Origin of the sequence: Streptomyces sp. NPDC020379 (assembly GCF_044387105.1) — a bacterium.
In the GTDB taxonomy this organism is placed as follows: Bacteria; Actinomycetota; Actinomycetes; order Streptomycetales; family Streptomycetaceae; genus Streptomyces.
Map to the genome: position 1 here is coordinate 133964 of NZ_JBIRVR010000015.1, position 19480 is coordinate 153443.

Annotated in this window: 21 protein-coding genes and 1 riboswitch; of the genes, 9 read left to right on the forward strand and 12 right to left on the reverse strand. The window is 69.8% G+C overall.

Annotated features, from left to right (window positions below; genetic code table 11):
- Window positions 1-184 precede the first annotated feature (184 nt).
- The 3 genes from ACH427_RS20700 (at window position 185) to ACH427_RS20710 (ending at window position 3710) form a co-directional block, all read left to right on the forward strand.
- Window positions 185-1285, forward strand: a complete 1101-nt coding sequence (locus ACH427_RS20700; protein ID WP_398871056.1) for a LacI family DNA-binding transcriptional regulator — start codon at window positions 185-187, stop codon at window positions 1283-1285.
- Window positions 1286-1561: 276 nt separating this feature from the next.
- The gene (locus tag ACH427_RS20705; RefSeq protein ID WP_398871058.1) at window positions 1562-2650 is read left to right on the forward strand and encodes a metallophosphoesterase; all 1089 of its coding nucleotides are present in this window, start codon (window positions 1562-1564) and stop codon (window positions 2648-2650) included.
- Between the two features lie 181 nt (window positions 2651-2831).
- Complete coding sequence (locus ACH427_RS20710; protein ID WP_398871060.1) at window positions 2832-3710, forward strand: hypothetical protein; 879 nt, start codon at window positions 2832-2834, stop codon at window positions 3708-3710.
- A 181-nt stretch (window positions 3711-3891) separates the two neighbouring features.
- Here the strand turns inward: ACH427_RS20710 and thiC are convergent, their stop codons facing one another.
- Window positions 3892-5649, reverse strand: a complete 1758-nt coding sequence (gene thiC / locus ACH427_RS20715) for a phosphomethylpyrimidine synthase ThiC (protein ID WP_398871062.1) — start codon at window positions 5647-5649, stop codon at window positions 3892-3894.
- Window positions 5643-5783: riboswitch (TPP riboswitch) on the reverse strand. Its footprint overlaps the gene before it by 7 nt.
- Window positions 5784-5836: 53 nt before the next feature.
- On the opposite strand from thiC, the gene ACH427_RS20720 reads away from it, so the two are divergent.
- The 3 genes from ACH427_RS20720 (at window position 5837) to ACH427_RS20730 (ending at window position 9130) form a co-directional block, all read left to right on the forward strand.
- A complete protein-coding gene (locus tag ACH427_RS20720; RefSeq protein WP_398871139.1) occupies window positions 5837-7192 on the forward strand; it encodes a YibE/F family protein in 1356 nt (451 codons plus the stop codon).
- 22 nt (window positions 7193-7214) lie between these two features.
- A complete protein-coding gene (locus ACH427_RS20725) occupies window positions 7215-7415 on the forward strand; it encodes a hypothetical protein (protein ID WP_398871064.1) in 201 nt (66 codons plus the stop codon).
- A 146-nt stretch (window positions 7416-7561) separates the two neighbouring features.
- Entirely contained in the window at window positions 7562-9130 is a 1569-nt protein-coding gene (locus ACH427_RS20730) for an SPFH domain-containing protein (RefSeq protein ID WP_398871067.1), read from the forward strand.
- On the opposite strand, the gene ACH427_RS20735 is transcribed toward ACH427_RS20730, so the two are convergent.
- The 3 genes from ACH427_RS20735 to ACH427_RS20745 form a co-directional block, all read right to left on the reverse strand.
- Window positions 9127-9573 (reverse strand): SsgA family sporulation/cell division regulator, encoded by a 447-nt coding sequence (locus ACH427_RS20735; RefSeq protein ID WP_361519345.1) that lies wholly within the window; start codon window positions 9571-9573, stop codon window positions 9127-9129. The two genes, ACH427_RS20730 and ACH427_RS20735, sit on opposite strands and share 4 nt — an antisense overlap.
- 307 nt (window positions 9574-9880) lie before the next feature.
- Entirely contained in the window at window positions 9881-10099 is a 219-nt protein-coding gene (locus ACH427_RS20740; RefSeq protein WP_366004562.1) for a DUF5326 family protein, read from the reverse strand.
- 161 nt (window positions 10100-10260) lie between these two features.
- A complete protein-coding gene (locus ACH427_RS20745) occupies window positions 10261-10578 on the reverse strand; it encodes a cupin domain-containing protein (protein ID WP_361519351.1) in 318 nt (105 codons plus the stop codon).
- A gap of 95 nt (window positions 10579-10673) precedes the next feature.
- Here ACH427_RS20745 and ACH427_RS20750 point away from each other — a divergent pair, with 95 nt between their 5' ends.
- Window positions 10674-11054 (forward strand): phage holin family protein, encoded by a 381-nt coding sequence (locus ACH427_RS20750; protein WP_398871071.1) that lies wholly within the window; start codon window positions 10674-10676, stop codon window positions 11052-11054.
- A 77-nt stretch (window positions 11055-11131) separates the two neighbouring features.
- A complete protein-coding gene (locus ACH427_RS20755; protein ID WP_398871073.1) occupies window positions 11132-12292 on the forward strand; it encodes a cystathionine gamma-lyase in 1161 nt (386 codons plus the stop codon).
- A gap of 623 nt (window positions 12293-12915) precedes the next feature.
- Here the strand turns inward: ACH427_RS20755 and ACH427_RS20760 are convergent.
- Window positions 12916-13302, reverse strand: coding sequence for a hypothetical protein (locus tag ACH427_RS20760; protein WP_398871075.1), 387 nt, complete (start codon window positions 13300-13302; stop codon window positions 12916-12918).
- Between the two features lie 227 nt (window positions 13303-13529).
- On the opposite strand from ACH427_RS20760, the gene ACH427_RS20765 reads away from it, so the two are divergent.
- Window positions 13530-13742 carry a GntR family transcriptional regulator gene (locus ACH427_RS20765; protein WP_398871077.1) on the forward strand — a complete coding sequence of 71 codons (213 nt, stop codon included), beginning with the start codon at window positions 13530-13532 and terminating at the stop codon, window positions 13740-13742.
- Window positions 13743-13832: 90 nt separating this feature from the next.
- On the opposite strand, the gene ACH427_RS20770 is transcribed toward ACH427_RS20765, so the two are convergent.
- The 7 genes from ACH427_RS20770 to ACH427_RS20800 form a co-directional block, all read right to left on the reverse strand.
- Window positions 13833-14405, reverse strand: a complete 573-nt coding sequence (locus tag ACH427_RS20770; RefSeq protein ID WP_398871079.1) for a GNAT family N-acetyltransferase — start codon at window positions 14403-14405, stop codon at window positions 13833-13835.
- Between the two features lie 101 nt (window positions 14406-14506).
- A complete protein-coding gene (locus ACH427_RS20775) occupies window positions 14507-16081 on the reverse strand; it encodes an asparagine synthase (RefSeq protein WP_398871082.1) in 1575 nt (524 codons plus the stop codon).
- 66 nt (window positions 16082-16147) lie between these two features.
- On the reverse strand, window positions 16148-16309 hold the full coding sequence (locus tag ACH427_RS20780; protein ID WP_311613370.1) for a hypothetical protein: 162 nt from the start codon (window positions 16307-16309) through the stop codon (window positions 16148-16150).
- A gap of 180 nt (window positions 16310-16489) precedes the next feature.
- Window positions 16490-17026: a hypothetical protein gene (locus ACH427_RS20785; RefSeq protein WP_398871084.1), complete on the reverse strand. Its 537-nt coding sequence runs from the start codon at window positions 17024-17026 to the stop codon at window positions 16490-16492.
- A gap of 38 nt (window positions 17027-17064) precedes the next feature.
- Entirely contained in the window at window positions 17065-17325 is a 261-nt protein-coding gene (locus tag ACH427_RS20790; protein ID WP_398871086.1) for a hypothetical protein, read from the reverse strand.
- A 379-nt stretch (window positions 17326-17704) separates the two neighbouring features.
- A complete protein-coding gene (locus tag ACH427_RS20795; RefSeq protein ID WP_398871088.1) occupies window positions 17705-18172 on the reverse strand; it encodes a hypothetical protein in 468 nt (155 codons plus the stop codon).
- 93 nt (window positions 18173-18265) lie between these two features.
- Complete coding sequence (locus ACH427_RS20800; RefSeq protein WP_398871141.1) at window positions 18266-19477, reverse strand: helix-turn-helix domain-containing protein; 1212 nt, start codon at window positions 19475-19477, stop codon at window positions 18266-18268.
- Between the last annotated feature and the right edge of the window lie 3 nt (window positions 19478-19480).

Consider the following 19480-nt stretch of genomic DNA (forward strand, 5'->3'; position numbering starts at 1 on the left):
TCTTCGAGACTTCGGGTGATAACCGGAGGCGGATATGCCAGAGGCCAATGGTTCACCGTCGATCCGGACAACTCTCTGTATTTCCATGGTCATTGAGTGGAATTGCGCTTGCAGAAACGTGCCTGTCAACAGCCAAACGGAGCACGCCGCCCACGCACTACCCGAGCCCTACTATCGGCTCGCCATGACAGCAGCAGGGAAGCATCAGGTGAGCCGGCCCACCGGCCGCCGGCTGGGACGGGCGGGCATCCGGGACGTGGCCGCCGCCGCCGGCGTCTCGATCACGACCGTCTCCGACGCGCTCAACGGCAAGGGCCGGCTACCGGACGCGACCCGCCGCCATGTCCGCGAGGTCGCCGACCGGCTGGGCTACCGCCCCTCCGCCGCGGCCCGCACCCTCCGCACGGGCAAGTCCGGGCTCATCGGCCTGACGGTGACCACGTACGGGGATGAACCTTTCACCTTCACCGAATTCGCCTACTTCGCCGAGATGGCCAGGGCCGCCACCTCCGCCGCGCTGGCCCGCGGCTACGCCCTGGTGATCCTCCCCGCCACCTCGCGTCACGACGTGTGGTCCAACGTCGCCCTCGACGGCACCGTCGTCGTCGACCCCTCCGACCACGACCCGGTCGTCTCCGAACTGGTCCGCCAGGGCATCCCGGTGGTCTCCGACGGCCGGCCCGCGGGCAGCCTCCCGGTCACGGCGTGGGTCGACAACGACCACGAGGCCGCCGTCATCGGCATCCTCGACCACCTCGCGGCGGCCGGCGCCCGCCGGATCGGCCTGCTGACGGGCACCACCACCGACACGTACACCCGGCTCTCCACCCACGCCTACCTGCACTGGTGCGAGCGGGCGGGCCAGGACCCGGTCTACGAGAAGTACCCCGCCCACGACCCCTGCGCCGGCGCCGTGGCGGCCGACCGGCTGCTCGCCCGGCCCGACCGGCCGGACGCCGTCTACGGCCTGTTCGACCCCAACGGCACGGACCTGCTCGCCGCCGCCCGGCGCTACGGCCTGCGCGTCCCGGACGACCTCCTGCTCGTCTGCTGCAGCGAGTCCACCGTCTACGCCGCCACCGAGCCGCCCGTCACCACCCTGTCGCTGAAGCCCCGGCGCATCGGCACGGCGGTCGTCCAGCTCCTCATCGACGCCATCGAGGGGCTCGACAGCGGGCACCTGGTCGAGCAGGTGATACCGACCGAACTGATCGTCCGGACGTCCTCCCAGCGCCGCAGGCCACGCACCACGGTCAGCCCGCCGCGCGGTCCCGCCCCGGGTTGAGGGGCACCGCGGGGCCGCTCGGGGTCAACGCGCCGTTTCCGGGCTGCCACACCTTTGCCAAAGCCGCGCGGAGGGCGCAGGGGGCGCGGAGACCCGGGGGCGAATGACTCAATTGGGGAGAAATGACCGACGCGCGCACCCTCCCGCCCCGATTGACGGCCCCTGGTGCGTCACAAGGCGCGACGGTCATTCCTATGATGGGCGCACGACACCACGGACCGCCGTCGACCAGGCAAGGTCCACAAGGTGCACGGCGGCGCGATGGTGGAGGGGTCGATGACTCAGGGGGCCGGTCAGGGACCCGCGGCACGGACCACGGCGGCGGTGCCGCCCTTCCCCGGGTATGCCGCGCCCCCTCCGCATGCCCCCATGCCGCCGTACGACCACACGGCCCCGCCCGTGCAGCCGCCGGTCGACGCACCGGAGGGCTACACCCCCACCGAGCGCGACCTGCCCGTGATCGGCCGGCCCGTCCCCGACGACGTGCCGACCGTCGCCCTGACGCCCCTGGCCGAGCAGCACGCGGCCCCGCGGCCCGGCCTCGGCCCGCTCTTCGTCGTGGGCGACGTCCACGGCTATCTCGACCAGCTGCACGCCGCGCTGGAGGCCCAGGGCCTCATCGACGCGAACGGCAGCTGGTGCGCGGGCAACGCCCGCCTGTGGTTCCTCGGCGACTTCACCGACCGCGGACCGGACGGCGTCGGTGTGATCGACCTCGTGATGCGGCTGTCCGCCGAGGCCGCGGCGGCCGGCGGCTACTGCAAGGCCCTCATGGGCAACCACGAGCTGCTGATCATCGGCGCCAAGCGGTTCTCCGACACGCCGGTCAACTCCGGTGCGGGAACAGCCTCCTTCCAGGCGGCCTGGCTGCTCAACGGCGGCCAGCGCACCGACATGGAGCGCCTGGAGGACCACCACCTCCAGTGGATGTCGCGGCTCGACGCCATGGCGGAGGAGGACGGGCACCTGCTGGTGCACTCCGACACCACCGCCTATCTGGAGTACGGCGACTCCATCGAGGCCGTCAACGACGCCGTCACCGAGGCGCTCCAGCGCAACGACCCCGACGAGTGCTGGGACCTCTTCCGGAAGTTCACCAAGCGGTTCGCCTTCCGCGACGAGGCCGGACCGCTGGCCGTACGGGAGCTGCTGGACACCTACGGCGGCCGCCGTCTGGTGCACGGCCACAGTCCGATTCCGTATCTCCTGGGCGAGGTCGGCGCGGAGGACGCGGACGGCGAGGAGGGCGGCACGCCCGCCGTCGACGGCCCGCATCTCTACGCGGACGGGCTCGCGCTGGCGATGGACGGAGGGGTCACCATGGCCGGAAAACTGCTGGTGGTGCAACTTCCCCTGGGTGGATGAGGGTTCAGGGGGTAGGTCCACGGGCAGGTAGGGAGTTCCACCGGCGCGGGGCAATTCACGAAACACACTGTCACCGTGCGCCGGTACCGCTCTACCATCGGCTTATCCGTAGCAGGCTCTCCTCCGTTTCCGCCCACTGCCCGGTGTAAGCCGGCAAGAAGGCCCTACGGAGCATCGGGGGATGCACATGAACAGCGCTCCGCACCTACTGGCCGAGGACCGCCCGGAATTCGAGCGTGTTCTCGACCAGGCGTTGCGTACCGCCGACCATGACCCGGAACTGGCCGCGGCGATAGGACAGCGGCTCAATGCGGAACAGCTGCGCACCATGGCGCTCAATGCCATGACCGCCATCTCGGCGTGCGCGACCACCGAATATCAGAACTACGTAAGGGCGCGCGACGCTCTGCGCGCGCTCTCCGCGAGCATGCACCCGCAAAGCGTGAGCACCGGGGGCGCGCACGGCGATGAAAGCGCCCCCGATGGATTCGGCCCCGCGGACAGCGAGATCGTGGAGTCCTCCGGCGCGGGCGCGGGCGCGGTCGTCGCCGTGCTGGCCCCCGTGCTCGCCGGGATAGCCGCCCTGATCTTCCTCCTCGTCGGCTACGTCCTGCGGACGGTCGGCTCCAACCCGTCCGTCGGCCAGCCGATGATCACCATCGGCTGGTGGTTCGCCGGACTCACCGCCGCCGGTGCGTTCGTCGCCATGATCGGCATGGTGGTGACCGCCCTGCGCAACGGCGTCGGCCAGGGGACGGACGCCCGGGGCGCCGGGCTGAGCGAGGAGGCCGACCGGGCCGGTGAGGCATGGCGGCAGGCGCTGCTCCACCGCGGCATACTGCCCTTCCTCCGCGAGGCCCTGGCCAACGCCCCGCTCAACTCACCGTCTTCGTACGTCCCGAGGCAGCACGAGAGCCAGAGCCGCACCCCCACGCTGGGATACTCGCGCCCCGGCTTCACCAGCCCCGACAGCGAGTCCTCCCCGCACCTCCGCCCGCGCTACACCAGCCCCGACTTCACCAGCCCGGACTACGGCGGCCCGGACAGCCGACCGGAGTGACGCACCGGACCACCGCACGGCACATGCGAGAGGCCCCGACACCGGCCGGGGCCTCTCGGACCGTGCGGCTGACCGCCCCTGCGCTCCGTCGGCAGCGCGGTCCGGCCGCTGCGGGACAGCGGGCGCGGTTCCCCGCGCCCCTCACGGGGCGTGGTGCAGCACCGGGCTCCGGCGCGAACGCCTAGTCGGCGATCGGCAGATAGACGCGGTTGCCCGCCGCCGCGAACTCCTTGGACTTCTCCGCCATGCCCGCCTCGGGGTCGACGGCGAGCTCCCCGCCGTGCTCACGGCGGATGTCCTGCGAGATCTTCATCGAGCAGAACTTGGGCCCGCACATCGAGCAGAAGTGCGCCGTCTTCGCGGGCTCCGCCGGCAGCGTCTCGTCGTGGAAGGCGCGTGCCGTGTCCGGGTCGAGCGCCAGGTTGAACTGGTCCTCCCAGCGGAACTCGAAGCGGGCGTCGGACAGCGCGTCGTCCCACTCCTGCGCGCCCGGGTGCCCCTTGGCGAGGTCCGCCGCGTGGGCCGCGATCTTGTATGTGATCACACCGGTCTTGACGTCGTCGCGGTCCGGCAGGCCCAGGTGCTCCTTGGGCGTGACGTAGCAGAGCATCGCCGTGCCCCACCAGGCGATCATCGCCGCGCCGATGCCCGAGGTGATGTGGTCGTACGCGGGCGCGACGTCGGTCGTCAGCGGGCCGAGCGTGTAGAACGGCGCCTCCTCGCAGATCTCCTGCTGGAGGTCGATGTTCTCCTTGATCTTGTGCATCGGGACATGGCCCGGGCCCTCGATCATCGTCTGCACGTGGTGCCGCTTGGCGATCGTGTTGAGCTCGCCCAGCGTCCGCAGCTCGGCGAACTGCGCCTCGTCGTTGGCGTCCGCGATGGAGCCGGGGCGCAGGCCGTCGCCGAGGGAGTACGTCACGTCGTACGAGGCGAGGATCTCGCAGAGCTCCTCGAAGTTCTCGTAGAGGAACGACTCCTTGTGGTGCGCCAGGCACCAGGCGGCCATGATCGAGCCGCCGCGCGAGACGATGCCGGTCTTGCGGCGCGCCGTCAGCGGGACGTAGCGCAGCAGCACGCCCGCGTGGACGGTCATGTAGTCCACGCCCTGCTCGGCCTGCTCGATGACCGTGTCCTTGTAGATCTCCCAGGTGAGCTCCTCGGCCTTGCCGTCGACCTTCTCCAGGGCCTGGTAGAGCGGCACGGTGCCGATCGGCACGGGGGAGTTGCGCAGCACCCACTCGCGGGTGGTGTGGATGTTGCGGCCGGTCGAGAGGTCCATGACCGTGTCGGCGCCCCAGCGGGTCGCCCAGGTCATCTTCTCGACCTCCTCCTCGATCGAGGAGGTGACGGCGGAATTGCCGATGTTGGCGTTCACCTTGACCAGGAACTTCTTGCCGATGATCATCGGCTCGATCTCCGGGTGGTTCACATTGGCGGGGAGCACGGCCCGGCCGGCCGCGATCTCCTCGCGGACGGTCTCCGGGGAGACGTTCTCCCGGAGGGCCACGTACTCCATCTCCTCGGTGATCTCACCGCGCCGGGCGTACGCGAGCTGGGTCACCGCGGCGCCGGAACGGCCCCGGCGGGGCTGGCGCGGGCGGCCGGGGAAGACCGCGTCGAGGTTCTTGAGCCCCCCGCGCGGAGAGGTGTGCTTGAGGCCGTCGTCCTCGGGGCGCATCGGTCGCCCCGCGTACTCCTCGGTGTCACCGCGGCCGATGATCCAGCTCTCCCGCAGCGGCCGGAGGCCACGGCGGACGTCCGTCTCGACGGCCGGGTCGGTGTACGGGCCGGAGGTGTCGTACAGCCGTACGTCCTGCCCGTTGGTGAGATGCACCCGCCGCACCGGAACCCTGAGGTCCGGCCGCGAGCCGGTCACGTAGTCCTTGTGCCAGCCGATGGGACCGGTTTCGGACGTGCGCGCATCCTGCGAGGTCATGAGACCAGAACTCCCTACGCCGGCATTACCCGGTAACAGGTTCGGCGGTCGACGCAGCGATTCCCGTACGTGCCAGCCGTACGGAGGTTCAGCGCCCTCTCAGCCCGGTGCTCCGAGCTCCCGCGATTGCAAAGGTGCCACCACGCTAGCGCTTCCCCCGTACGGAGGACCAGAGGGGGTTGCGATGATGCGAGGCGTGACCCCCACGGAACCGCAGACCCCGACCGATCTCCCCGGACCCAGATCCCATGGGCACTCCCACGGCCACTCGCACAGCCACGGCCCGCCCACGCCCGTCTCCGCGCACCTGCGCAAGGTGATCGCGGCCGTGCTCATCCCCTTCGCCGTCGCGGTGCTCGCGGGGCTGGTCGTGATGTGGCCGGGCGGAGCGCCCCCGCACAAGCACTCCGGGCTCGGCCTCGACCAGCAGACGCGGTCGGGCCGGGTGGTGAAGATCGAGGAGATCGACTGCGCGAAGGCGGGTGCCACGCCGCAACAGCAGTCCCCGCAGCCCGGCGGCGGCCCGCCGGCGGCGCAGGGGCCGTGCGAGAAGTCGGAGATCGAGGTCACCTCGGGCCCGGACAAGGGCCGCACCTTCACCGAACTCGTGCAGCCGAGCGCCTCACGGCACTACACGGTGGGCCAGGAGGTCGTCCTGGCGTACGCGCCGAAGGCGCCCAAGAACCTCCAGTACGCGGTCACCGACGTGGACCGGACGCTGCCCATGGCGCTGCTCGCCGGGCTGTTCGCGCTGGCCGTCGTGGTGGTCGGCCGGCTGCGCGGGGTCTTCGCGCTGGTCGCCCTGGTGGTCAGCTTCGGGGTGCTGACGCTGTTCATCCTCCCGGCGATCCTGCACGGTTCGGACCCACTGCTGGTGGCCGTGGTCGGCGGCAGCGCGATCATGCTGATCGCGCTCTATATGTGTCATGGCCTCAACGCGCGGACGTCCGTGGCGGTCGTCGGCACGCTCACGTCGCTGATGCTCATCGGGCTGCTCGGCGCGCTGTTCACGCAGTGGGCGCACCTGACGGGCGACACCGACGACCAGACCGGCCTGGTGCACGGCCTCTATCCGGAGATCGAGATCCGCGGCCTGCTGCTCGCCGGGATCATCATCGGCTCCCTGGGCGTGCTCGACGACGTCACGGTGACGCAGACGTCGGCGGTGTGGGAGCTGAAGGAGGCGGATCCGGCCGCGAGTTGGCGCAAGCTCTACGGCTCGGGGATGCGCATCGGGCGGGACCACATCGCGTCGGTGGTCAATACGCTGGTGATGGCGTACGCGGGCGCGTCGCTGCCGCTGATGCTGCTGTTCTCGATCGCGGACAGCGGGATCGGGCGGGTCGCGACGAGCGAGATCGTCGCGGAGGAGATCGTGCGCACGCTGGTCGGCAGCATCGGCTTGGTGGCCTCGGTGCCGGTGACGACCGCGCTGGCGGCGCTCGTTGTCAGTGCCGACCGGCACAATACGAAGACGAGGGCGAAGAGCGGTCCGAGGGCGCGGGGGGCGTCCCGGGGCGGGAGGCGCCGTCGGGCGAAGTGATCGCGGGAGGGGGGAGCTGCCGGTGGTCGGGGAGCAGGGCAGGGTGACGGGGACGGTCGGCCCGGGGCTGGTCGGCGAGGTGATCGTGCGGGTCAGGGGCGGGGCCGAGGCGTTCCTGGCGTATGCGATGGAGGAGGGCGAGCGCCTGGAGCGGGGCACGGTGGTGGTGATCGTGGAGTATCAGCCGCCGCGCACGGTCTATGTGGCGGCCGCCTACGGCTGATTCACCCGGGGTGAGCGGGGGTTCGCGGGGCGCCGGGCGTCAAGAAAGCGCCAAGACGCCCGGTCCTCTTCACCACCGGCCTGCGCGGGAGCACACTTTCGATCACAAGGCTCCGCACCCAGGAGCCGTCAAAGGGGGGATGAGCGATGCTCATCGGCATCGTGGCGGGGGTCGTCGTCGTAGGCGTCGCCGTCGTGATCGGTCTGTTCAAGCTGATGTGGCGGGTGGCGGAGCCCAATGAGGCGCTGGTCATCTCCGGCTCCAAGCACCGCACCGAGGGCCTTGAGGAAGGCATGGGCTTCCGGATCGTCACCGGGCGCGGCACGCTCGTGCTGCCCGGGGTGCAGGTGGTGCGGAAGCTGTCGCTGGATCTCAACGAGGCCGAGCTGAACGTGGATTGCGTCACCCAGCAGGGCATCCCGCTCAAGGTGCACGGCGTGGTGATATTCAAGGTGGGCGACGACTTCGTGTCGATCGCGAACGCGGCCCGCCGCTTCCTGGACCAGCAGAAGCACATGGGCGACCGGGTGCACAACGTCTTCGCGGGTCACCTGCGCTCCATCGTCGGCGGGTTGACCGTCGAGGACATGATCCGCGACCGCGAGCGGCTGACCGGTGAGACCCGGGCCGCCTCGGGCTCCGAGATGGAGAAGCTGGGTCTGATCATCGACTCCCTGCAGATCCATGAGATCCAGGACCCCACGGGCTACATCAAGAACCTCTCCGCGCCGCACGCGGCGGCGGTCCACCGCGACGCCCGGATCGCCCAGGCCGAGGCGGACCGGCTGGCCACGGAGGCGGAGCAGCAGGCCGCGGCCCGGATGTCGGAGGCGACGCGCGACAGCGAGATCCTCCGGGCCGGCTATCAGGCCGAGCGGGACAGCGCGGCGGCCAAGGCCCGGCAGGCGGGCCCGCTGGCGGAGGCCGCGGCGCAGCAGGAGGTCGTGGTCCAGGAGACGCGGGTCGCCGAGCTCGCGGCGCAGCGCAAGGAGCAGCAGCTCCAGGCGGACGTCCGCAAGCCCGCGGACGCGGCGGCGTACGAGAAGCGGACGCTGGCCGAGGCGGAGCGTGACGCCCGGATCTCCGCGGCGCAGGCGAAGGCCCGGGAGACGGAGCTGGCGGCGGCCGCCGAGGCGACGCGGGTGAAGACGGCGGCGGGCGCGGAGGCGGAGGCCACCAAGGCACGTGGCACCGCGGCCGCCGCGGCGACCCGGGCGACCGGTGAGGCCGAGGCCGCGGCCGCGCAGGCCAGGGGTCTGGCGGCGGCCGAGGCGGCGAGGGCGCAGGGGCTGGCCGAGGCGGAGGCGATCAAGGCCAGGGCGGCTGCCCTGGCGGAGAACCAGGAGGCGGTGGTCGCCCAGCAACTGGCCGAGAACTGGCCGGAGATCGTGCGGGCCGGGGCGGCGGCCTTCGGAAACGTCGATCATATGGTGCTGTTGAACGGGGCGGACGGGATGTCCGACCTCTTCGCGAAGGCCCTGACGATGGGTGGCACGGGCCTGGGCCTGGCACGGCAGCTGCTCGCGAGCATGGGCACCACGGAGGGCCCGGGGGCGAACGGCCTCGGCGGCCCGGCGGCGAACGGCGCTACGGCCCGGGGTGACAGCGGCGGGAGCCCGGCGGGCCGGGGTCCTGCGGCCGCGCCGCAGGGCGCGGCGCCCCGCCCGGAGCGGGTGCCGGTCGAGAAGGACGATGGTGCCGTTCCGGGCCGCTAACCAGCGTTCTGCCCCTCGGGGTTGCCGGCGAGGATGTTGTCGAGGGCGGCCGCGAGGTCGTACTCGAAGTCCGCGACCGAGCGCTCCTCGCCGAGGGGCGCGATGCGGTCGGTCCGGTCGAGGAACGCCACGAGAGGCGCGGCCCCGGCCCGGAACAGGGCCCCTTCGCAGCCCACTTGCAGTCTGATGAAGACGTCCGAGAGGTGCTCGGTGGAGGCGGGGGCGATGTGCACATCGCCCTCGCCGGACGGCTGGCTGAGTCCGTCGAGCAGCAGCTCCCTGGCGAACGCCCAGGTCACCGGGGCGTCCCCGGGCAGGTGAAAGGTGAATTTCACCGCATAAGGGTCACTGCTGTCGTAGACCAGCCCGACCGGAATCCGGAAGGACAGCTCCTCGGAGACGAGGAAGGTCATGATTACTTCTGCCTGAACCGTTTCACGCATCGCCCAATGCCCCGATTCGTCGTTTTGGCCGGGATTGGCTCCTTATGGCCATAGGCTCCGTCATTCGACGGCATCCATGGATCACAGGGAGTGATATTTCAGATACCGATAGAGATCGAGAGTGAGCTTACGAGCTCTATGACTCTGGAGCGTAGCGACTCGACTACGGGGCGGAGTCGTTCCGGGCGTTTCACGGCGGAGAAATCGCCTCAATCGTCAACACCGACCGTGGGCGACAGTCGGAAGGCGTTGCCGAGGGGCGGTGCGGGTGACGTACTCCTGTCTCCCGCACACCGATGGGACGCGTTTACCAGTCGCCCTTGGACGACGAGGACGACGTGAACTTCCTGACGACGAAGATCAGGCCACCGACGAGCGCCACCAGCAGCAGCGCCTTGAAGAGCAGCGCGATGACGAAACCGAGCGCGGTCATGATCAGGCCGCCGAACACCATCAGGACGAGGACCGGCACGGCGATCCACTTCACCCACCACGGGAGTCCTGCGAAAATCCCCTTCTCACCCATGTCGTCGTCCCTGCTTTCCGCTTCGTGGAGCTCTTCGGTGGAGCCGGAGCGGAACTGCCCCGGCCTCGCTCTCGATGCTAGGACGGCCCGGTGGGTCCGCGGGGGCCCCGCGGCCCCCGTCCGTCCCTGAGCGACCCCCTACGGGATCCCGGGGTGCCCCCTCAGCTCTCAGGCGGAGAGAAGACCACCAGAACCCTCAGGTCCTCGCTGATGTGGTGGAACCGGTGCGGCACGCCGGCGGGCACATAGACCACGCTCCCCCGCGCCACGTCGGTCGTCTCGTTCCCCACCGTGATCGCCCCACGCCCGCTCATGACCATGTAGACCTCGTCCTGCGCGTGCGGGGTCTGCGGGTCGGTGTCCCCCGCGTCCAGCGCGTAGAGACCGACGGACATGTTCCGCTCGCGCAGGAACTGCAGATAGGCCCCCTCGTTGGCGGCCCGCTCCGCCTCGAGCTCGTCCAGCCGGAACGCCTTCATCTCTCGACCACCTCGTTGACCGTCTCTTGCTGTCGCTTCGCTGTGCGTCGCAGCGCGGGACCTCGGCAGCCGATCCCGTCTGCAACGATCTCACCATGAAGAATTTCGTAGTCAAGACGATCGCCAACGCGGCGGCCCTGGCGGTCGCCATCTGGCTGCTCAAGGGCATCACGCTGTCCGGTGAGAACACCGTGCGCAAGGTGCTCACGCTCATTCTCGTCGCGCTCGTCTTCGGCGTGGTCAACTTCATCGTCAAGCCGGTCGTGAAGCTGCTGTCCTTCCCGCTCTTCATCCTGACCCTCGGGCTCATCACGCTAGTGATCAACGCGTTGATGCTGCTGCTGACGTCCTGGCTGGCGGGCAAGCTCGGGCTGGCCTTCCATGTGGCGGGCTTCTGGAGCGCCCTGGTCGGCGGCGTGATCATCTCGGTGGTGGCATGGGCGATGCACATGATCCTGCCGGACGAGCAGGACTGAGGACCGGGGCGCCGCATGCGCCCGGCCTCCGACGGAACGGGCGCGGCACGCGCGAGGCACCACCCGAGGGAGCACACATGACAGGCGACGGCACCCGCGTCGTACGGGCAGGTCTCCCGGAGCCGCGGCCGAACGAACCGGCCCTCCCCGGCCCCGCCTTCGCCGCCCACTTCCACCTGCCGGGCGAGGTCGGCGGGCCGTACACCTACGGCCGCGAGGCCAACCCCACCTGGACCGCGCTGGAGGACGCCATCGGCCTGCTGGAGGCCCCCGGCGGCGGGGCCGAGGCCGTGGTCTTCCCCTCCGGCATGGCCGCGATCTCGGCCGTGCTCCTGTCCCTGCTGCGCCCCGGCGACACCGCCGTGCTGCCGGGCGACGGCTATCAGCTGCTGCCCGCGCTGCGGGAGCGGCTGGAGGGCTTCGGCATCACCGTACGGACCGCGCCGACCGGCGGCGACGCCCAACTGGCAGCGCTGGAAGGAGCGCGGCTGCTGTGGATCGAGACGCCGTCCAACCCGGGGCTCGACGTGTGCGACATCCGCCGCCTCGCCGAGGCCGCGCACCGCGGGGGCGCGCTCGTCGCCGTCGACAACACCCTCGCCACCCCGCTCGCCCAGCGCCCGCTGGAACTGGGCGCCGACTTCTCCGTCGCCAGCGGCACCAAGGCGCTCACCGGCCACGGCGACATCCTGCTGGGCTACGTCGCCACGCCCGCCCCCGCGCTCGCGGCGGGCGTACGGGCGTGGCGCAAGGTCACCGGGGCGATCCCCGGGCCCATGGAGGCATGGCTGGCGCACCGTTCGCTGGCCACCCTCCAGTTGCGGGTCGACCGGCAGGCCGCGAGCGCGCTCGCACTGGCCGAGGCCCTGCGCGACCGCCCCGAGGTGACCGGCCTCCGCCACCCCGGCCTGCCGACGGACCCCGCGCACGAGCTCGCCGCGCGCCAGATGCACGGCGGACGCTACGGCTGCGTCGTCTCCTTCGCCCTTCCGGACCGCCCCCACGCGGAACGTTTCCTCGGCGCCTTGCGACTTGTCGACGAAGCCACGAGCTTCGGCGGCGTCCGGTCCACGGCCGAGCGCCGCGGCCGCTGGGGCGGTGACGCGGTACCGGAAGGCTTCATCCGCTTCTCCGTGGGGGTGGAGGACACCGAGGACCTCGTCGATGACGTGCTGACCGCACTGGACCGGGCCGCCGCGAGCGGATCCCCTGCGGAGAAGGCCCCGCCGGTCTCCTGAACCAGGCCGGGAAAAAGGCGCGTTGACCCCGCGCAGGAAGACGGCTCAAGCCTCCCCCCTCAAGAACCTAGCTCCCCCTGACTGACCTGGGGGGATGCGGCTCAAAGGGCCTCTGACCTGCGCCTTTGAGCGTTTCAGAGCGTTTCCCGCATCGCTGCGTTTTGGGGGCTCGCGCCCCCCAAACGCTCCCCCATTCTCCCCAGATTCTCCCCACGGGGAGGACCCGCTTCGCCCCCGCTCCGCACGTCCGAGCCGGGGGCGTTCTGCCATCTGGTCCCCCCGCGCGATGGCCGATCGCTGGCGGACGGGTCCGGGGCGGCGGTCGTCACAGCGTCTGTCGTCCTCATCAACTGGCGCCGACCCGTGGGCGAACAAGGCAGAGCCCCGCCCGGCACGACGGCCGGACGGGGCGGTTCCTGGCTCCCAGTTAGATCAGCGTGGGCCTGTGACGCCCCGAGGCGCGACTTTCGGGGCGCAGTCAGGGCAGGCAACCCGGGCGTACCCGGGACCACTTGCGCTCGGGACGTAGGCGACGGTCACCGGGGCCACAGTGTCTCTACCGCAGTTGCAGCAGCGGGCCGGGAGGTCCACGGGCACCTCGGGGAACAATTCGTCGTAGACGTTCATGCGGTCACCGCCGCCGGGTACGCCTGGGCTCCGTCGTAGGTGTACTCGTAGTCGTAGCCCATCGCGCCGGCCACGAGGGCCACGCATCGTTGCCGCTGCCGCTCCCGCTTCTCCAGCTCCACTTGCCAGTACTGCATGAAGAGGGGGACGAGCGGGCGCGTGCTCGGTGGAATGGGCATGGTCCTGGCGAGGACGTGAACCGGGATGGGGGTCCGGGGTGCGCAGATGACGGGGCGGCTCGGAGGGAGGGGCGAGGCGCTCCTCGTGAGGGCGGGTGAGGCGGTGGTCCTGGTGGCCCTGCCGCCGACGGCCCGGTGTTTCCCGGCGGTGGGCAGCAGGAAGCGAAGCACCCATTGGAAGGCGCGGGCGATAGGATCGCGCATTGAGTTGGTCAGCTCCTACGTAGCTGGTCGGCTAAGCCCCGTCGGACCGGTCGCAACGGTCCTTCGGGGCGCTTTTCGTTTTCAGGGGGACGCTATTCCGTACTTGTCTAACCTGTCCACCGTTACGCGCTGTCTGCTTGTCTAAGTGTTCGATCAATGGCCGGTTTGTCTACGCTCTGCCTATGCCTGAGCGTCCAAGTGACCCCCACAGCCCGCGCGCCCCTTACATGCGGGTGCTCGATGCGCTCGCAGCAGAGATCGAAGCGGGTAAGTACGCGCCGGGCGCCAAGCTCCCGTCCGAACCTGAGCTTGTCGAACGCTTTGGGGTGGCGCGGATGACTGCCCGCCGTGCGCTGCGTGAGCTTCGGGAACGCGGGCTGGTCGAGACCGAGTGGGGGAAGGGCACGTTCGTTAAGCGCGCCGGCGACGGCGAGGGGTGATCCGTCAGCCCTCGGTGGGTATGGCGAAGACCGCGTCCGCGCACGCCTTGCGGGCGCGGACGGGATCAGCGGAAATGCAACGGGCGCGGCTTAGTGGCCGGGTCCGCTGGGGCAGGGGCGGCCGGTGGGCGTGCTGGCCTCATGGCCGCTGAACAGGGCGCTCAGATCGGGCAGTCGTTCGGCGCGGCGTGCCATGAGGTAGACGCGGTTGCGGGTGCGCTGCACCTCGTGCAGCAGGGCGAACCCTTGGGTCTCGTAGTAGCGGACCAGTCCCGGGAACATGCAGCCGCGCCGGACCCACTCCTTACCCTCGCGGGCGGCGTGGTCCACTGCCCAGAGGGCGATCAGGGTTCCGGGCTTCTGATCACGGTAGGCCGGATCGGTCACCGTGGTGAAGAGGTAGTGGGCGGGCTCGGCGAGTTCTTCGGGCGTCCATCCCCAGGGCGGAGTCTGCTCCTGCACGGTGGTGCAGCCGACGATCCGCGAGGCGTCCTCTTCCAGCACCCACATGCCACCGTGGGAGTTCTCGGCTTGGGCGGCCAGGTTGTCGGCGCTCTCGCGCCAGGACGGCATGCCGCGGCCTTCCAGCCACGTGGAGCGGGACCGGATCATGGCCGCGACTCCGGGAATGTCTGCGGCCGTGGCCGGGCGCATGGCGAACATCTGTGACCTCCGCATCTTCGAGGGGCTGTGGCAGCCTCCCACGGTCAGGGTTTGCGTGTGGGGGGTTCCGAACCGGGAGGGCAGCGGAACCCCCGTGGGGATTACAGGTACGCGCGGGTGGCGAGGTGGAGGTCGATGACTTGAAGGAGTTGCGCGTCACCGTCCTCGCGGTACGTCCCTTCGCTGAGTCGGCGCACGGCCTTTCGGAGGCCGTCGGGCTTGACGAGGCCGTGGTCGAAGAGCGGTGATCCTTCGTGCAGCATGCGGGCGAAGAGGGGGCGGCCGTGTGTCGTCAGGGCGTGCTGGACGACTTCGGCGAAGGACTCGCGCTCCGCGGGATGGGTGACGTCCTCGCTGAGCCCGAGTGCGGCGAGCCGTCGGCGCTGGAGCTGTTTGAGTTCGCGCCAGTCCATCGGCAGCCACTCGCCGAGCCGGACCATGTCGGGGTCGGCGAACGGGTGGACGGGCCAGATTCCTTCGCGTAGGAGAACCGGGGCGGTGGTCTCCAGAGAGAGCAGGCTCATGGAGTTGACGACTGCCGGCGGGGCGATTCCGTCATCCGCGAACTCAAGGGCCACTTCCGCGCGCTCACCGATCCACGGGAGAAGGTGGACGTCCTTAAGGTCGCCCATGGCCTTGTGCGGGTACTCCTCCTGCGACAGGGCCACCATTTCGTCCCCGCAGAGTCCGGTGACCACGGTGTGGGCGCCGGCCGCGGCCAGGACCTTGGTCATGCGGGTGAACGGGTAGTGAAGCGGCTCCTCGTAGGGACTGATGAGGGCACCGCGGACCCGATCACAGTCGGGATGGAGGGGGGTGTCCCTCATGGCGTCGATCAGGTCGTCCCGGGCGGCGAAGGGAACAGCGGCGCGCATCTCCTTGCGCCGGCGAATCTGCTGGGCGCGACCGGGGCCGCCGATCAGGAGTGCTGACGTGTTCAGTTGTCCGGGGAAGCGTTCGGCGGCTCGGGTCGCCAGCGTGCCGGAGTCGAATCCCCCCGTCAGGTGGAAGACGGTCTTGGCGGGGTCCAGCGGGCGCAAGTCCATGGCGTCGTCCATGGTCGCGACGAAGGCGGCCAGGACGTCGGCGTCCGGGGCAAGTTCGCGTGGTCCGCTGTGCAGGGCGGGCGCGGGGTAGCGCAGAACGAGGTGGCCGCCGTAGTGGGCGGTGGCCCGTTCGGTGAGCCGGTGGATTCCGCGGAACGGGGTGTCGCTGCTGTAGCGCGGCCGGTAGATCAGCAGCCGCGCCACCTCGCGGGAGTTCAGTCCGGTGATGTGGGCGCGCAGGTCGGCCATGTCCCAGGACCCGTGAAGGCTGGTGTCGTCGTGAGCCAGGTAGAGCGGTGTCGTCCGGCACGCGCCAGCCGTGACCCGTACCGGCTCCTGCGGCGTGGTCTCCACCAGCACGTAGTCCGTCGGCCACTGCTCGGTCAGGCACCGTAACGTGTCGTACTCGCTGGGGCTGACAGCGCGGGGCGCGGGGGTGCAGGGGGGACGGCCCGCCACCCTCTCCCGGACGACGAGCAGGGTGCGGTGGCCGTCGCTGACAGCGAGCTGTTCCACCATGGGGTGGGCGTAGGGGGTGACCTCGCTGGAACGGTCGGCGGTGGTGTACCTGCTTCCGTTCCAGGACCAGCCGGTGTCGGCGGCGTAGGGGGTAAGACGCAGCTTGATCACGATGCCTCCAGATGGTCCGGGGCACGACCGCGCGGGCCGTGCCCCGGGGTGATCAGGGTGTGGTGGTCACACCTTGGTGGTGTCGTAGGTCATGGCGCCGTCGGACGAGCCGGATTCCTTCTTGTACTCGTGGGTCTCGGCCGGTGACTGGACCCGCCGCTGCACCTTGGTCGTGAAGAGCTTTTCGGCGTGTCGTACCCGCTTCGGCGGGGGCAGGAATTCGTCCACTGTGCTCCTCCTACGCGATGCGGTACGGGGAACGTCCCCGTACCGTCGTGCGGTGGTGCGGGTGGTGCACCCGCCCGGCCGAAACTCCCCAGGATCGGCCGGACGGGCGTCTTGGAGCCCGCCCCTTCACCAGGCGGACGCATCGGCGTCGCCCGGCATCCGGTGGAGGGGCAGGCGGCTCTAGGTGTTCCTGGCCCTGTCCTGGACGGCTTCCTTGGGGACATCGCTGCCGTTCGAGAGCACATAGGCGAAGCCCACCACGACCGTGCGGAAGTCGCGGTGCCAGTCCTGGGCGGCGTGCGCCATGCAGGCGTCCTGCACGGCTTCAGGCTCCTCCTCGCCCCTGATCTTCCACTGGCAGCCCAGACAGTCCGCGCTGTACGTCACCGTCTCCGGATGCACAGTGATCGTGCGGGCGGCTTGATCCGCGTTGCTGTCCGTCGCCACCGAGTCCTGGCGACCGGCGCCGGGGTCGTTCCGGTCACTGGCATCCGAGGGAACGTGAACCTTCGGCAACTTCGGCCGCTCGCGGGCGCCCGGGGGCCTGCGGAGCACGTAGGAAATGCCCTGGGCCCGGATGCGGAACTGCACGTGTCCAGACTTGCCGCCGCCATGCTCCACACACGCCTCGTGCATGGGCTCAGCCGACCTTTGCCCCTTGATCTTCCATGTGCAGCCGAGGCAGTCAGCGCCGTACGTCACGGTGGTCGGGGGCATGGTGATCTGGTGCTGAACATGTCGGAATCTGGCACGGGTTACCACAGGTACCCTCGGCGTTCTCTGTTGATCAGTGCGACGCGGGCCCTGAGTCGGTCGTTCGCGTTGGCGGGGCGGTAGGTGGTGGTGCGCCATGTCTCCCCGCCGTCCAGCGGGGCAATGCTGACGGTGTCGCCGTCTGAGCCGACGGCCTTACCTACGCGGTCGCGCGACGTGTCGGTCACCAAGTCGCCGATCTTCGGGGACCACTTCACGGTCCCGCTCCGGGACACCACGAACGTGGGACGCTCCTCACCCATGGTGCACCTGCCTCTCGTGGTAGGTGCGGACGACGGTGGCCTTCTGGATCTTGACCACGTCTCCCTGACGGGCAGCCTCGTGCTGAACGGCGCGGATCTCACCGCAAGTGCGGCACCCCGCGACTGTGCCCCTGATGACGCGTCGTCTACCTCTGGCCATGACGCGCCGCCTCTCGATCAGTGATCAAGCGGGCGCACTCCGGGCACTCAGCCACTTCCTTGCCGACGGTGGTGCCGGACGGGCCGGACGAGTGCGGCAGAGAAATCACCTTCGGGCCGTCCGCCGACTCCCCTATGTCTCGACTCACCACGAGAACGCCGTCAGCACCGCGGGTAGCGACGCGGACGAGGGCGGCCCGTGCCTTACTCGGTCCAAGGGTCACGGTGTCGCCTCGTTCGTTTCCTCCGGACCGGTGAGCCGCTTCGCGTACACGAAACCGCCGTCCTCGTCGATCTCGCGGAGGGTCCGCTTGTACTCGTCAACCGACGGCGAGATCATCGAGCGCCAGGCGGTCAGGATCGCGCCGGCTTCGCCGCGGCGAAGGAGGCCAAGGGCGGAAATCAGCCCTTCGCGCTCCCACGGCGGGACGGCGCGACGATCGTTCTCCACGATCACCGCGGCAACCTCCCAGCCGAGGACCTCGGCGGTTTCCTGGCACCCCTGGCGATGTAGGTCGACGTCGACGCCCTCGACACCCGAGAGGTAGATGACGCACCGGAAACGTTTGACCTTCGCCGTAAGGCCGGCTGCCGCGTCTGCCAGTGTGCGCCGTCGTTGGCGGTCGCCTTCCGTCCGGCGCGCGGACGGCGGGTGCTGCTGGGGTTCGGCCCTCTGGTTACTGACCATGCAGGCATGGTGCTAGCTCGTGGGGCCGAGCTGAAGTGACGGAGCGTACGACCCTGCTAGATCGTGGGTGACGACTCATATGCTCCGTATGACTCATGTGATCAAGGGAACCCCAATGACCTCGCTGATGTGGCGAACCTTGGCCGTGGAGACCTTCGCGATGCGCTGGCCGATGACGCCAGGCAGAGCCTGGTGCCGAACCCACTCGGGGGCGTCGAGACCCACCTCGATCAAGGTGCTGGCCGCCTGGTCGTGGAGGCCAGCAGCGCACTGGGCGAGGGCAACGTCGAGCTTGTACCTGTTCCGTGCAACCGTGGACATCTGCCGGGGGATGTCAGCCATGTCCTTCTCGTTCGCCAGCTTGAGGGCGCGCCCGTAGTTCTTGAGAGCCACGTGAATTCCAACGGCCTCCGTCTTCGCCGCGGTTGGCCCGAACGCGGTTCCGTACAGCTTCTCGTCACGGCCGAGTCGGGCGGCTGCCGCGTGAGCCTGCGAAATGTAGTCGTCGGCTGCCGCCTCGTCCTCCCGACGCGATGCCGCCACGGCCGCCGAGATCATCAGGCGCCCATAGGCAAGTAGTTGGGGGCGAGACGCCTTCCTGAAGGACGGCTCGATCGCCAGCGCGGCGCGTTCCGCCACGGCGACCGCTCGGGGCGTTTTGGCCCCGCGCAAGTAGATCCAAGACAGCGTGGATTCAAGGAGCGCCATCATGATGGGGTCGTCTACCTCCCGGGCGCGCAGCTTCGCCGACGTAAGTGCGCTCAATGCGAGGTCCCTCTGCCCGAATCCGTTAGCGCAGGATGCGGCTACGCGGTACGTGCTAGCCAGGATGAGGCCGACCTGCTCGCGTTCCCTGCCCGTTGCGCTGTCGTACCTGACGTGCCCCTCCATAAGCACCTTCGAGGCAAGGGTGCTAAGTGCTGCGGTGTCGCTCTTCCAAAAGGCGGACCAGGCGAGGTCACGAGCCCTGCCCAGTTCTTCGACCGAGCTCGGGTCATCGATGCCGTCCCACTCACCGAGGGCACTGTCATGCACCGCATCGGACAATTGGCGCAGTGCCGCGCGGTCGCTGCCGTTCATGCCGCGGCGGGGGGCTTGTTGCCCGAGGATCACGCCAACATCGGTGTTCAGTGCGCTGGCAAGCTTGAGGAGCGAGCCGACGGACAGCTCGCCGCGATCCTGTTCCGCCTTCTGCACGAGGGCAAGAGATACGCCTGCTGCCTCAGCTAGGCCCTGTTGAGTCAGATCAGAGCCCCGAAGGTGCTTGATTCGCTTACCGTTTGTCAGGTCAGCCCAGTTGCTCACGGT